Source organism: Helicobacter pylori, from assembly GCF_006440215.1.
GTDB classification, from domain to species: Bacteria; Campylobacterota; Campylobacteria; order Campylobacterales; family Helicobacteraceae; genus Helicobacter; species Helicobacter pylori_CS.
Genome location: NZ_VEZH01000007.1, coordinates 22,776 through 35,902, shown reverse-complemented (window position 1 = coordinate 35,902; position 13,127 = coordinate 22,776). Strand labels below are relative to the sequence as shown.

13 protein-coding genes and 3 pseudogenes are annotated in these 13,127 nt (G+C 36.9%); 14 read left to right on the top strand and 2 right to left on the bottom strand.

The genetic code is table 11. The features are described 5' to 3' along the window. The first annotated feature begins 4 nt into the window (after positions 1-4). From FIM44_RS04405 to gmhA, 6 genes are read left to right on the top strand one after another with little or no spacing between them, the layout of a single operon-like run. The gene (locus FIM44_RS04405) at positions 5-670 is read left to right on the top strand and encodes a type III pantothenate kinase (protein ID WP_140579222.1); all 666 of its coding nucleotides are present in this window, start codon (positions 5-7) and stop codon (positions 668-670) included. Beyond that, the gene (locus FIM44_RS04400; RefSeq protein WP_140579221.1) at positions 661-1,398 is read left to right on the top strand and encodes a sulfite exporter TauE/SafE family protein; all 738 of its coding nucleotides are present in this window, start codon (positions 661-663) and stop codon (positions 1,396-1,398) included. The genes FIM44_RS04405 and FIM44_RS04400 overlap by 10 nt, the downstream gene beginning before the upstream one ends. Next, positions 1,385-1,909: a D-glycero-beta-D-manno-heptose 1,7-bisphosphate 7-phosphatase gene (gene gmhB, locus FIM44_RS04395; protein ID WP_140579253.1), complete on the top strand. Its 525-nt coding sequence runs from the start codon at positions 1,385-1,387 to the stop codon at positions 1,907-1,909. Before FIM44_RS04400 ends, gmhB begins: the two co-directional genes overlap by 14 nt. An 8-nt stretch (positions 1,910-1,917) precedes the next feature. Beyond that, positions 1,918-2,910, top strand: coding sequence for an ADP-glyceromanno-heptose 6-epimerase (rfaD, locus tag FIM44_RS04390; RefSeq protein WP_140579220.1), 993 nt, complete (start codon positions 1,918-1,920; stop codon positions 2,908-2,910). Next, positions 2,907-4,292, top strand: a complete 1,386-nt coding sequence (gene rfaE1 / locus FIM44_RS04385; RefSeq protein ID WP_140579219.1) for a D-glycero-beta-D-manno-heptose-7-phosphate kinase — start codon at positions 2,907-2,909, stop codon at positions 4,290-4,292. The genes rfaD and rfaE1 overlap by 4 nt, the downstream gene beginning before the upstream one ends. Then, positions 4,285-4,863, top strand: a complete 579-nt coding sequence (gmhA, locus tag FIM44_RS04380; RefSeq protein WP_140579218.1) for a D-sedoheptulose 7-phosphate isomerase — start codon at positions 4,285-4,287, stop codon at positions 4,861-4,863. The genes rfaE1 and gmhA overlap by 8 nt, the downstream gene beginning before the upstream one ends. A gap of 2 nt (positions 4,864-4,865) precedes the next feature. On the opposite strand, the gene FIM44_RS04375 is transcribed toward gmhA, so the two are convergent. Both FIM44_RS04375 and patA read right to left on the bottom strand, forming a co-directional pair. Then, positions 4,866-5,960 carry a hypothetical protein gene (locus FIM44_RS04375; RefSeq protein WP_140579217.1) on the bottom strand — a complete coding sequence of 365 codons (1,095 nt, stop codon included), beginning with the start codon at positions 5,958-5,960 and terminating at the stop codon, positions 4,866-4,868. A 9-nt stretch (positions 5,961-5,969) separates the two neighbouring features. Next, a pseudogene (gene patA / locus FIM44_RS04370) lies at positions 5,970-6,902 on the bottom strand (MBOAT family peptidoglycan O-acetyltransferase PatA); the annotation flags it as partial. Between the two features lie 303 nt (positions 6,903-7,205). Here patA and FIM44_RS04365 point away from each other — a divergent pair. From FIM44_RS04365 to dnaG, 8 genes and pseudogenes are all read left to right on the top strand, one after another. Beyond that, positions 7,206-7,411: pseudogene (locus FIM44_RS04365) on the top strand (hypothetical protein). After that, complete coding sequence (locus FIM44_RS04360) at positions 7,411-8,532, top strand: site-specific integrase (protein WP_140579215.1); 1,122 nt, start codon at positions 7,411-7,413, stop codon at positions 8,530-8,532. Before FIM44_RS04365 ends, FIM44_RS04360 begins: the two are co-directional and overlap by 1 nt. Beyond that, on the top strand, positions 8,529-8,747 hold the full coding sequence (locus FIM44_RS04355) for a hypothetical protein (RefSeq protein ID WP_140579214.1): 219 nt from the start codon (positions 8,529-8,531) through the stop codon (positions 8,745-8,747). The genes FIM44_RS04360 and FIM44_RS04355 overlap by 4 nt, the downstream gene beginning before the upstream one ends. Before the next feature lies 1 nt (position 8,748). Then, positions 8,749-9,069, top strand: a complete 321-nt coding sequence (locus tag FIM44_RS04350) for a hypothetical protein (protein ID WP_140579213.1) — start codon at positions 8,749-8,751, stop codon at positions 9,067-9,069. Between the two features lie 125 nt (positions 9,070-9,194). After that, positions 9,195-10,136: a phage replication initiator YdaU family protein gene (locus FIM44_RS04345; RefSeq protein WP_140579212.1), complete on the top strand. Its 942-nt coding sequence runs from the start codon at positions 9,195-9,197 to the stop codon at positions 10,134-10,136. 20 nt (positions 10,137-10,156) lie between these two features. After that, the gene (locus FIM44_RS04340) at positions 10,157-10,513 is read left to right on the top strand and encodes a hypothetical protein (protein ID WP_140579211.1); all 357 of its coding nucleotides are present in this window, start codon (positions 10,157-10,159) and stop codon (positions 10,511-10,513) included. Positions 10,514-10,634: 121 nt separating this feature from the next. Further along, on the top strand, positions 10,635-11,789 hold the full coding sequence (locus FIM44_RS04335; protein ID WP_140579210.1) for an RAD55 family ATPase: 1,155 nt from the start codon (positions 10,635-10,637) through the stop codon (positions 11,787-11,789). A 10-nt stretch (positions 11,790-11,799) separates the two neighbouring features. Next, a pseudogene (gene dnaG / locus FIM44_RS04330) lies at positions 11,800-13,103 on the top strand (DNA primase). The last annotated feature ends 24 nt before the right edge of the window (positions 13,104-13,127 follow it).

Sequence of the window (13,127 nt, the reverse complement as noted above, 5' to 3'; positions counted from 1 at the left end):
CCCCATGCCACAATGTTTTAAAGATTTAAAGGATTTGGTTTTATGCGATATAGGCAACACGCGTATCCATTTCGCGCAAAACTATCAGCTCTTTTCAAGCGCTAAAGAAGATTTAAAGCGTTTGGGTATTCAAAAGGAAATCTTTTACATTAGCGTGAATGAAGAAAATGAAAAAGCCCTTTTGGATTGTTACCCTAACGCTAAAAATATTGCAGGATTTTTTCATTTAGAAACCGACTATATGGGGCTTGGGATAGACCGGCAAATGGCGTGTCTGGCGGTAAATAATGGAGTGATCGTGGATGCGGGGAGCGCGATTACGATTGATTTAGTCCAAGAGGGCAAGCATTTAGGAGGGTGTATTTTGCCCGGTTTAGCCCAATATATCCATGCGTATCAAAAAAGCGCTAAAATTTTAGAGCAACCTTTCAAAGCCTTAGATTCTTTAGAAGTTTTGCCTAAAAACACTAGGGATGCTGTGAATTACGGCATGATTTTAAGCGTCATCTCTTGTATCCAACATTTAGCCAAAAATCAAAAAATCTATCTTTGTGGGGGCGATGCGAAGTATTTGAGCGCGTTTTTACCCCATTCTGTTTGCAAGGAGCGTTTGGTTTTTGACGGGATGGAAATCGCTCTTAAAAAAGCAGGGATATTAGAATGCAAATGACGCACAATTTGAGTTTTTTGGGCATGTTTTTGGCCGCTTTGAGCATGTCTTTAGGGCATTGTGTGGGCATGTGTGGGGGGATTGTGAGCGCGTTTAGTCAAATAAGATTTTCTAAAGTTACAAGCTTTTCTTACCAGCTCGCTTGCCATGCCCTTTATAATTTAGGGAGAATCAGCACCTACATGCTTTTAGGGGCTATAGCGGCGGGTTTAGGGCATAGTCTTAGCGTGAGCATGGGTTTTAGGGGTGTTTTATTCATCAGCATGGGGATTATTTTGATCGGTTTAGCACTCTTGGGGGCAAGAATGGAAAAATTAAGCTTTCAAATCCCTTTCATCTCTTTTTTGATGAAAAAAACCTTGCAATCTCAAAACATTCTAGGGCTGTATTTCTTAGGCGTGTTGAACGGGTTTTTACCTTGCATGATGGTGTATTCGTTTTTAGCGAGTGCAATTCTTAGTCATAGCGTGTTTATGGGAGCGATGCTAGGTCTTTCTTTTGGGCTTGGCACTAGCGTGCCGTTGTTTTTAATGGGGGTTTTTTTAAGCAAAATTTCCATTTCTTACAGGAAATTTTTCAATCTTTTGTCTAAAGGTTTAATGGGGGTTTTTGGGCTTTATATCCTTTATATGGGGATCATGCTCATCAACCACCAAACCCCCCATGCGATGCACCATTCAAGCGAAACCACCCAACACGATCACAAGCGAATGCATGAGCGCCACTAACAAAGCCCTTTTTTTGGACAGAGACGGCATTATCAATATTGATAAAGGCTATGTGAGTCAAAAAGAAGATTTTGAGTTTCAAAAAGGGATTTTTGAATTATTAAACCATGCGAAATCTTTAGGCTACAAACTGCTTTTAATCACCAACCAATCTGGGATCAACCGGGGCTATTACACCCTTAAAGATTTTGAAAATCTCACTGAATACCTCCAAGAAAGCTTGCTTAAAGAATTAGGTTTTAATTTGGATGGCGTCTATTTTTGCAGGCATGCCCCAGAAGAAAATTGCGCTTGCAGAAAGCCAAAACCCTCTTTGATTTTGCAAGCCGCTAAAGAGCATCAAATTTGCTTGGAGCAATCTTTTATGATAGGCGATAAAGAAAGCGACATGTTAGCCGGCTTGAGTGCTAAAGTTAAAAATAACCTTTTATTGGCCGCAAACTTTGTAAAAACTTCTCATTCTTGGATACAATGTAAAGATCTTAAAGAGATGATCAATTGGATTAAATAAGGATAATGATGCGTTATATTGATGATGAGTTAGAAAATCAAACCATTTTAATCACCGGTGGGGCTGGCTTTGTAGGCAGTAATTTAGCCTTTTATTTTCAAGAGAACCACCCTAAAGCTAAAGTAATCATTTTAGATAAATTTCGCAGTAACACGCTCTCTAGTAATAACCGTCCCAGTTCTTTAGGGCATTTTAAGAATTTAATCGGTTTTAAGGGTGAGGTGGTTATAGCTGATATTAACAACCCCTTAGATTTAAGGCGTTTAGACAAATTGCATTTTGATTATTTGTTCCACCAAGCCGCCATTTCTGATACGACCATGATGGATCAAGAATTAGTGATGAAAACCAATTATCAGGCTTTTTTAAACCTTTTAGAGATCGCTCGCTCAAAAAAGGCTAAAGTGGTTTACGCTTCTTCAGCGGGCGTTTATGGCAACACTAAAGCCCCCAATGTGGTAGGCTCAAACGAAAGCCCTGAAAATGTTTATGGCTTTTCCAAGCTTTGCATGGACGAATTTGTCCTCTCCCATTCCAATGACAATGTTCAAGTGGGCTTAAGGTATTTTAATGTCTATGGGCCTAGGGAGTTTTATAAAGAGAAAACCGCTTCTATGATCTTGCAACTCGCCTTAGGCGCAATGGCGTTTAAGGAAGTCAAGCTTTTTGAATTTGGCGAGCAATTAAGGGATTTTGTCTATATTGAAGATGTGATCCAAGCGAATGTGAAAGCGATGAAGGCTCAAAAAAGCGGGGTTTATAATGTGGGTTATTCCCAAGCCAGAAGTTATAATGAAATCGTTAGCGTTTTAAAAGAGCATTTGGGGGATTTTAAAGTAACTTATATCAAAAACCCTTATGCTTTCTTCCAAAAGCACACCCAAGCGCACATTGAACCTACTATTTTGGATTTAGATTACACCCCTTTATACGATTTAGAAAGCGGTATTAAAGATTATTTGCCCCATATCCATGCGGTTTTTAAGGAACAGCACGCATGAAACAAATCTTAGTCGTGGGCGATCTGATCGCTGATTATTACCTGTGGGGGAAGAGCGAACGCCTTTCGCCTGAAGCCCCTGTGCCTGTTTTAGAAGTCAAAAAAGAAAGCAAGAATTTAGGCGGAGCAGCTAATGTGGCTAATAACCTCATTTCTTTAAAGGCTAAAGTCTTTTTATGTGGGGTCGTGGGCGATGATTTAGAGGGCGAGCATTTCATTAGCGCTTTAAAAACAAGGGGGATTGACACTTCAGGAATTTTAACAGATAAAACCCGTTGCACCACGCTCAAAACGCGCATCATCGCGCAAAACCAACAAATCGTGCGCGTGGATAAGGAAATCAAAGACCCCTTAAACGCTGATTTAAGAAAAAAACTTTTAGATTTTTTCACAGAAAAAATTAAAGAAATAGATGGCGTTATCCTTTCAGATTACAATAAGGGCGTGTTGGATTTTGAACTCACTCAAAAAATGATCGCTCTAGCCAACCAACACCGCAAGCTCATTTTATGCGACCCTAAAGGGAAGGATTATAGCAAATATTCTCATGCGAGTTTGATCACGCCTAATCGCGCTGAATTAGAACAAGCGCTCCATTTGAAGTTGGACAGCCATGCGAATTTATCAAAAGCGCTCCAAATCTTAAAAGAAACTTATCAAATCGCTATGCCTTTAGTCACTTTGAGCGAACAAGGCATCGCTTTTTTAGAAAAGGGCGAGCTGGTCAATTGCCCCACTATCGCTAAAGAGGTTTATGATGTAACCGGGGCAGGCGATACGGTGATCGCGTCTTTAACGCTCTCTTTATTAGAATCGATAAGCCTAAAAGAAGCTTGCGAGTTTGCCAATGCGGCTGCGGCGGTGGTGGTGGGTAAAATGGGGAGCGCGTTAGCGAGTTTAGAAGAAATCGCTTTGATTTTAAACCAAACGCACCCTAAAATCCTCCCTTTAGAAAAGCTGTTAGAAACTTTAGATCAGCAAAAAATCGTTTTCACCAATGGCTGTTTTGACCTCCTCCATAAAGGGCATGCGAGCTATTTGCAAAAGGCTAAAGCTTTAGGGGATATTCTCATTGTAGGGTTAAATAGCGACTCTTCCGTTAAAAGGCTTAAGGGAGATAAACGCCCCATAGTGAGCGAAAAAGACAGAGCGTTTCTTTTAGCGAGTTTGTCTTGCGTGGATTATGTCGTGGTGTTTGAAGAAGACACGCCAATCAAATTAATTCAAGCCCTAAAGCCTGATATTTTAGTCAAGGGAGCGGACTATCTCAATCAAGAAGTCATAGGGAGCGAGTTTGCTAAAGAAACCCACTTGATGGAGTTTGAAGAAGGTTATTCCACGAGCGCTATCATAGAAAAAATTAAAAGGACATGCAATGATTGATGGTTTAATAAAAAAAGAATTTTTAGCCCATAAGGAAGCGTTAGAAAAAAGTTTAGAAAGTTTGCAAGAAGCGTTAAAACAAAGCGTTCATCTTTTGACAGAAACTTTAGAAAATCAAGGGAAAATCCTTATTTGCGGTAACGGGGGGAGCGCTAGCGATGCACAGCATTTTGCCGCTGAATTGACCGGGCGCTATAAATTGGAAAGGAAAGGCTTGAGCGCAATAAGTTTAAGCACGGATACCTCAGCTCTTACCGCCATTGCGAACGATTATGGTTATGAAGAAGTGTTTGCCAGACAGGTGGAAGCGTTGGGGGTAAAAAACGATGTTTTGATAGGGATTTCTACAAGCGGTAATTCCAAAAATGTCCTAAAAGCTTATGAAAAAGCCAAAGATTTAGAGATGAAAACGCTTAGTTTAGCGGGGCGTGATGGGGGGAAAATGAAGCCTTTAAGCGATATGGCTTTGATTGTCCCTAGCGATGACACCCCACGAATCCAAGAAATGCACATCCTTATGATCCACATCTTATGCGATTGCATTGAAAGGCATTTCGCTCATAAAAATTAGCTCTAATTTTGAATTTCTTTAGGGATTTGATAGTTTTCTATCGTTTGGATGAGTTTTTGCTTGAAGGAATCAATGTTATTGGGAGTGAGTAGGTATTTCTTGCTCGCTATGGCTTGCAAGACTTCTTTGGAACCTATGGGATCATAGTGTCCTATATCCTTATAGCACTTTATCTCTTTAGCTAATGGCATGGTGCGCAAGTCATGGATTTCTGCATTAGGGTATTTTAAAAGCGCTTTTAGGGCGTTGTGGATGGTGTTTAAATTGCGCGTTAAAATGGTATGGTTATAAACCTTGTATTTTAAGAGTGAGTCCGTTCTTGTCCATAAAATAAAATGTTTATCGCTGTGTTTTTGAATAAAATCCCCTAGCTGTTTGGTGATTTTATAAGCATTTTCTTCATCTATGGCTAATTGATTAGGATTTTTTAATGCTGATAAATAGGATCTTTTCACATTATCCAGCGTATAGTCATGGGGGTTATTATGACCAAACATGAAATTATAATCATAACGATTTAAAACGCTATTGCAAAAATCATATAATTGGAACCAAGAATTGAGTTTGCAAAAAGATTTTTCTTTAATTTTGAGGTAATCTTTAGAAAAGTAGAACAACGCGTTTTTAAAGACTCTAAAGTTGTATAAATACACAAAACCTCCAGTGGAATAGGGGTATTCAAAAAAGTATTTGGAGCGCTGGTTCAAACCCCCACCAAGTAAGGCTAAATCCATAGCGATGGTATTGACTGGTTGGTGCTTGAAAGCAAAAGGAAGCAACGATAATATTTCTCCAATATTCATACCAGAGACGGTGAGTTTGATAGGATCTTTCAACCCCAACAAGTCATGGATGTCTTTTAAGCTAAAATTCAAACTGATGCTTGAGCCTATTAACAAGCTGTTATAAGAGTAATGTTTAACAACCCCCTCAAAAGGCAATAAAGTTCCCCCAACTCTTTCATGCCAATCAATGGGGTATTTTGCTTTCCTGAAATACTCAAAAGGATCGATTAGGTAATTAAACAATCCAACACCTATAAGAAGAGAGAGGCAAAAAGAAACAATGATTAAAGTCTGTTTTTTACAAAACTCCATGCTAGTGTCCTAAAAATTAAAATACAAAAAGACAGATTGAGAACTGGCAAAAATAGATAAAAAACCTACAGAGAGCAACAAACAAGCGCTTGTTGTTTTAATCCAATCCATTTGATTAGATTGGTATAAATGGGAACTATTTTTTAAACAAAAAGAGACGCTTATTATCAAAACACACATTTTGAATGTGGGGGATGCATACATCATGGTGTGCATGATCATGTTATCATTGACACGATTTAAAAACTCTGATGCCTCTTTTGAAAGATGACAAAGCGAAACGCCATTCAAACCAACCATCCCCTTTAAAACCTTCAAAGCGCTATTCAAATCTTTCGCTCTAAAAAACACCCATGCAAGATTGATAAAATTAAAAGTGATGAGCCATGCTAAAATCTTTGGCATAGTGAAATGGAATTTTCTAGCGGCATGAGAATACGCTCTATGAACGCTCAAAGCAATCCCATGCAATAGCCCCCAAATGATAAAAGTCCAACCAGCCCCATGCCAAAACCCTCCAATCAAAAACACTAAAATTAAATTCCTATACACGATTAATTCTTTCACCCTATTACCCCCTAAAGGGATATACAAATACTCTTTTAAGAAGCGGCTCAAAGTGATATGCCACCTCCTCCAAAAATCTTGGATATTCAAAGCCTTATAGGGGCTATTAAAATTGATAGGGAGTTTGATATTAAAAAAGAGGGCAATGCCTATAGCCATATTGCAATAACCGCTAAAATCAAAATACAGCTGGAACGAATAAGATAAAGAAGTCATCCATGCTTGAATAAAACTTAAGCTAGCCGCCTTATCAAATCCAAAATCGGCAAAATGAGCGGTATTATCCGCAATCACGACCTTTTTAAACAAACCGATAGAAAAGATAAACAAGCCTAAAGCGATATTTCTGTAATTCAAAAATTGATTATTTCTATCAATTCAATTACAAAAAAAATAAATCCCACTAAATCCCACTAAATCAAAAAAAAGCGGTTACTATAAAGCCCAATACAATAGGGCAAGCGTTTGAAAAAACATGGTTTTTTCCAACTCCAAAAACCCAAGGGGGCTGCTCTATTACTTGTCTCACAATTACAGATTTTTAAATAGCTTTAAATAACATTTAATCCGCGCTCTCCACGCTATAAAGGGGCGTCAAAGATACAGAAAGGGAATAAGATGAGACAAAGAAATGAGACAGCAACAAGCTTCAACAAGCTTAGGGAAATCACGCAAGCGATACAGGTGCAAAAAAACAGCGTGCAAACTAGCGATAACGCCAACACAAGCGAGATCACAAGCCAAAGCACGCCAAAGCCTAAGGGGACAACGCACGCAAAAAAAGCGCTTTAAAACCCACAAAAAGAGCCTTTAGCGATCGTCAAATAACCACGATTAGAGACAACTCACAAGCAAGCGCTAAAGAAAGCCAAAGGGGGCGTTAATGCATAGGCACACCATCTACTTAAGAGGAAACGCCCTCTATTTGAACTACACTAAAAACAGCAAGCGCCACCGAGAGAGCTTGAGCAAGCTTATTAAAAGCCTGAATTTAGAAAATGATGAAGCGTTAGAGTATTTAGAGGGCTTGAGTTTAGAAAAAATTTTAAAAATGCAAAAAGGAGCGTTAAAGCCTAACAAAGAGCCAAAGCAAGAAAGCCAAAGAACGGCTAAAAAAACTAAAAATACAACCATAGCACAAGTTAAAGAAAGCTTTTTTAACCAAAAAATAGGGCTTAAGGCAGAAAGCTTACGATTTATGCACTTAAGATTTAACACGATTGTGAAGCTGATGAACATTAAAGAGAGCGCGAAAGTGTCTAAAATCACCAAAGAGAGCGTTACCAATTACCACAACAACGCTTTTAAAAAATATAAAAAGAACACTTTATTAAGCCTTAACGCTTTATTGAAAAGCTTTTTAGAGTTTTGCGAACAAGAAGGCTATATAGACAAAACTCCCTATTTCAAAATCACGATGAAAAACGCTAAAGAGGGGGAAAAAATCGATCCTTTTAGTTTAGAAGAGGTTAAGACGCTCATAGAAAACGCGCCAAGCTTGCGATTAAAAGCGTTTTTAGCGGTAGCGTTTTTTACCGGTTTAAGGACAGGCGAACAATTAGCGCTTTTATGGAGCGATATTGATTTCACAAACAAAAAAATCAACATTGACAAATCTTTAAACCTTTCAGGCGTCATCACAAGCCCTAAAAACAAATCAAGCATTAGAGAAGTGGATCTATTAGAGCCAGTGGAAAAAATCCTAAAAGAGCTAAAAGCAAGCGAACCGGCTAATAAAAAAATGATCTTTCTTAGCATCCCTAAAAGGACTCAAGAATTTCAGAGAATGTTTAAAGAACTATTGAAAGCATTGAACCTTAAAGAAAGAAAGCTTTACACCACACGCCATACATTTGCAAGCTTGATGATAAGCATGGGCGAGGAACCTTTATGGGTTTCTAAAAACATGGGGCATAAAGATTTAAATATCACTTATTCTACCTATGCACGCTACATACCGCAGCAAGAGAAAGAACGAGCGGCGTTTTTAAAGGTGTCGCTATGAACAACCAAAACAACAACCAGAAGAACACCGTAGGATTATTTCAATATTTGACTTACAAGATCATCAAAGAAAGCGATGCGGATTTAAGTTTTTTTGATTTCATTCAAAAATTAAAAAAACTCCAAAAAACGCACACGATCAAATCTAGCGTTTGCAATGTTAGGAATAAGCGGGTGACAAGCTATTCTATCCTACTCCAAAAAAAGGCGGTTTAAAATGGAACAAGAAAAATTACAACCGATCGATTTAGAAGTTTTGAAAGCGCTTTATAAAAAAGCGTATTTACCCAAAACAGCCGACAAGATTTCAAAAGATCTTAACATTGATTACTATTACACGCTTAAGATTTTCAACAAGCTTGAAAAAAAAGGCTTATGCAATCAATGGGTCATCAATAAAAAGCGCGAAAAAGATAAAGAAAACAACTTTTACAAGGTTTGTTATTTAAACGATCTAGGTAGAGAATTATGCGCCTATTTAAAAGCCTTAAAAGGCTCTAAAACCCACAAAAAGGATAAAAACAATGATCACCTATGATATTGACAAAAAACAGCCTAAAAAGCCAAAAAAAAGGATTTTAGAAACGAGATTAGAGCTATTTTTAATCGCGCTTATTCTTACCTTAGCTTTTTATCTAATCTTCAAAGTGGAAGGAGTCTAAAATGAACTACATACTAAAAAATAACTTGAATGTGGAAAGCAACTATACCAAAACCGCTAATAGTATCCTTATTAATAGCCCGTTAAGCAGAGATGCAAGGATTGTTTTTATCACTTTAAGCAGCCTTGCAAGTTCTTTTAAACCAAGGACGGAGTTTTTATGCAAACAACTGGATATGAACACTAAAACGCTCAACAAATATTTAAAAGAGTTGGTTCAAAAAGGCTTTTTAAAAATCATTTACTATAAAAACAAATTAGGAAAATTTTTAGGCGAAAAAGCTTACATTTTAGCGCCAACTAAAGAGCAATTAGAACAAGATAACTTTATTATCGTTGATGAAACTAATCGCGCCGAAACACCAAAATTTACCATGCGGAAAAATCAAGGAAAACAAGCCGAGAAACCACTTAAAACCGAAGTTTGCACCGAAACACCAATTTTTACCACCCTTATAAATAAAAAGAATAACAACAAACATGAAAAAATGAATGCGAGTGAGAATCTTCAAGATCAAAAAGATTTAAAACATTCCAATAACCAAGAGAATGCAAACACTGATCATCATTTTTCTTCTACAAGCTCTAAAATTAACATTAGTTTGTTTAAACGCTTTAGTGATTTTGTTTTTTCTATCTTAGGTAACTTAAACACAAGTGGATTAGACAAGCGCGAAAGGGAAGCGTTTGAGCGGTTTTTACACTACAAAAATGAGAAAGCAAAACTGACTTACGCCACAAAAAAAGCCTTGCTGGAGCAAGCGTTAGAGTTGAAAGAACAAGGCCAAGACTTAAATAAATGTGTCAACCAGAGCTTGCGCAAAGGTTATAACGAGCTTTATGCTGTGATGGAGTTTAAACCAAGCTTTACGCCGCCGCAACAAGCCGAAGAGTTATTTGAATACAAGCCAAATCCCAAATATAACGGATATTGCATTTGGTAGGCAAAGAGGAGGATAAAGCAATGAGACCATGGCGCTATAAACACAAGCAAAAGAACTTTAAACCCAAAGTAGAAACCGAATGCATGCTTTTTGAAAGAGTATTGTTAGAAATTTTGCAACTTGTCAAAGAGCAAGAGGGAATGAGCAGAAACGCGATCGTTGAAAGAATGATTATTTATTTTTTAGAAAAAGAAAAAGGAAATAAAGATGAGACAGCATGGTTTAAATCTAAACGAGCCTATAGACGAACTCTTAAAAACTACGAGAAAGAAGCTAAAGCTAAGAGAAAGCAACTACAAAAGGCTAAAAAGGATGCAGAAAAAAAAGTGTTGCACATTCACAAGAATAGTCCGTTTAGCTATTTTAGACGGCATTAGGAAGTTTCAAAAAGAAAACCTATTCTTGAACTTGCAAATGCAAGATTTTGAGATCGCAATAAGAGTTTTAGAACAAAAAAACAAAAAGAGATAAAAAAGGTAAAAAATGCAGAACCTGATAATGAATAGTTTTATAAACTATCCGAAAGATTTAGAAGAATTTTTAGAAGAAATACCCATTTCAAACTTTACGCCTTTTAATCAAAAGATTATTTTGGCCTTGCTAGAGATGAAAAACAAAAACCAAGTGATACAGCTTGAAATCATAAGGCTAAAAATAGGCGATGAAGCGTTTGAAAGTAAAGAATTTAGCGCCATTTTACAGGCGGATACATATCCGAACTATTTAGAACTAAAGAGCGATTTTAAAACATACTTGAGTCTAAAAATGCAAGAGTTTTTAGCGAACGAATTGATAAAAGCCACACGAAAGAGCGAGATTTTTGATTTTGATTTTTTAGGAAAATACACTACATTAGGCACTAACAGAAACGGAAAGTATTATTGGGAGTGGGAAGAGTTTTTCAAATCAAAACCTAAAATAGAAAAAATACCTACAGGCATTGACTTTTTAGACCATGTCAGTGAAGGCGGTTTTGAAGTGGGGCAGTTAATTTTATTGAGCGGCGATCCAGAAGCCGGTAAAACGCTCTTAAGCGTCCAATACATCACCAACGCCCAACAAAACCACAAAGTAACCTATTTTGGTTTTGAGTTTAGCGTGAGAAAGCACATAGAGACTTTAAACTCTAAAAACTTCAAATTGAACAAAGAAAATTATTTCATTGATGATCTAAGTTGCGAGATTAACGAACTAGTTTCACAGATTAGACTCTTAGCCAGAGAGGGTCATAAACTTTTTATTATTGACAGTCAAATGAAAATCCAAGCCCCAATTATAGGAAGAACGATTGAAGAAGTAGAGACTACTAAATTCACTACTTTAGCCGACTTAGCTAAGCGCTTGCAAGTCATCATCGTTTTGATCATTCAAAACAGCAAAAGCGATAGTTACGCGCCAACAGGGAGCCGTAAAGGCGCGCATGAAGCGCATGTAATGATCAGGATTGAGAGAATCAAAAGTGGGGAACTAAAACACATTAAGGACTACAACGAGAGGAACAAACACCGAAGAGTTTTAATTTTAAAAAATAAGCAAACAGGTTTACAGGGTGTTCAATTCTTTAGAATGGTTGATTATAAGCTTTTTGAAATCAATACGAATTATAGAAAACTTGATGATAGCCCATATGAAATAAAAGATTACGATTATTAAAGGATTTGCAATGATTACCAATTTTGAAGGTCTAAAAAATATCGTTAGCGTTGTGGATGTTATAGAAAAATACCTAGACTTATACAAATGCGGAGCGAACTTGAAAGCGTGTTGCCCTTTTCATGATGAACGAAGCGCGAGTTTTATGGTAAGCCCTGAAAAAAATATTTTCAAGTGCTTTGGGTGTGGTGCTTGTGGTGATGCGTTTCAATTTTTAAAAGAATTTAAAAAAATCAGTTTCACAGAAGCGGTTGAAGAGATAGCCTCCATGTATAATTATTCACTAGAATACGAAAACAACGAAGAGAAACAAGAAAAAGAAAGGCTAAAAGAAGTTTTAGCATTCGCTAACTCTCTTTTCAAAGAAAGGATTTTAAAAGAAAACAATGTTTTAGAGTATTTGAATAGGAGGGGCGTAACGCTAGAAAAGGTTAAAGATTATGATTTAGGTTTTTGCACTAATGAAGAGAAAAACGAATTAAAAAAGCGTTTTAGCCCTTATGATTTGATAGCGAGCGGGCTTTTTAGTGTTGAAAACAAAGACAGAGAGCTTAAGATCTTTTGCAATTACAGGATCACTTTTCCATTGAAAGACAGTAACGGCAAGATTGTGAGTTTTAGCGCTAGAACTTGCACTATCAAAAATCCCAGGGATGGAGCTAAATACATTAACGGGAGAGACACTAAGATTTTTAAAAAATCTTTCATTCTTTACAATTTGGATAAAGTGCGCCAAGCGATAACACAAAAGAAGCAGGTCATTTTATGCGAGGGTTTTTTTGATGTGATGAGTTTTGAACATTTTGATTATAATAATGTGATTTGTTGCATAGGAACGGCATTCACTAAAGATCACATAAAAATTTTAAACCAGCTAAATGCGGAGTTGTGTTTTTGCTTAGACAATGATTTAGCAGGTTTAGAAGCCAATATTAGAGCGATTGAAATGTGCTTGTTGAACTATAACACCAATTTAAGCGTTATTAAAATTAAGGACAAGGACTTTAAAGACATGGGCGATTACTTAGAACCATGTTAAAAAGCGAAGAGTTTAATTACCTCGCAAGAAGAGTTTTAAGCCCGGCAGATGTGGAGTTCAAAGATATTTTTAAAAAAATCGTTTTAAACGATTTGAGGGGATTAGAATTTTTGCAAAAATACAAAATCATCAGAGAGGATAATTACGGGTATTGTTTAAATGAGCTTAAAATTAAAGGCTTAAAAAACAGCCTAAAACACGCTATAGAAAATAAAGATTATATGCTTATAGAAGCGTTGAATAATAAGATTAAGGAGCTACAGAACCAGTTTTGACATTGATAACCATTTGAAAAAATA

Coding starts and splice junctions, on each gene's coding strand:
- FIM44_RS04405 (WP_140579222.1), top strand. CDS start 5: ATGCCACAATGTTTTAAAGATTTAAAGGATTTGGTTTTATGCGATATA.
- FIM44_RS04400 (WP_140579221.1), top strand. CDS start 661: ATGCAAATGACGCACAATTTGAGTTTTTTGGGCATGTTTTTGGCCGCT.
- gmhB (WP_140579253.1), top strand. CDS start 1,385: ATGAGCGCCACTAACAAAGCCCTTTTTTTGGACAGAGACGGCATTATC.
- rfaD (WP_140579220.1), top strand. CDS start 1,918: ATGCGTTATATTGATGATGAGTTAGAAAATCAAACCATTTTAATCACC.
- rfaE1 (WP_140579219.1), top strand. CDS start 2,907: ATGAAACAAATCTTAGTCGTGGGCGATCTGATCGCTGATTATTACCTG.
- gmhA (WP_140579218.1), top strand. CDS start 4,285: ATGATTGATGGTTTAATAAAAAAAGAATTTTTAGCCCATAAGGAAGCG.
- FIM44_RS04375 (WP_140579217.1), bottom strand. CDS start 5,960: ATGGAGTTTTGTAAAAAACAGACTTTAATCATTGTTTCTTTTTGCCTC.
- FIM44_RS04360 (WP_140579215.1), top strand. CDS start 7,411: ATGCATAGGCACACCATCTACTTAAGAGGAAACGCCCTCTATTTGAAC.
- FIM44_RS04355 (WP_140579214.1), top strand. CDS start 8,529: ATGAACAACCAAAACAACAACCAGAAGAACACCGTAGGATTATTTCAA.
- FIM44_RS04350 (WP_140579213.1), top strand. CDS start 8,749: ATGGAACAAGAAAAATTACAACCGATCGATTTAGAAGTTTTGAAAGCG.
- FIM44_RS04345 (WP_140579212.1), top strand. CDS start 9,195: ATGAACTACATACTAAAAAATAACTTGAATGTGGAAAGCAACTATACC.
- FIM44_RS04340 (WP_140579211.1), top strand. CDS start 10,157: ATGAGACCATGGCGCTATAAACACAAGCAAAAGAACTTTAAACCCAAA.
- FIM44_RS04335 (WP_140579210.1), top strand. CDS start 10,635: ATGAATAGTTTTATAAACTATCCGAAAGATTTAGAAGAATTTTTAGAA.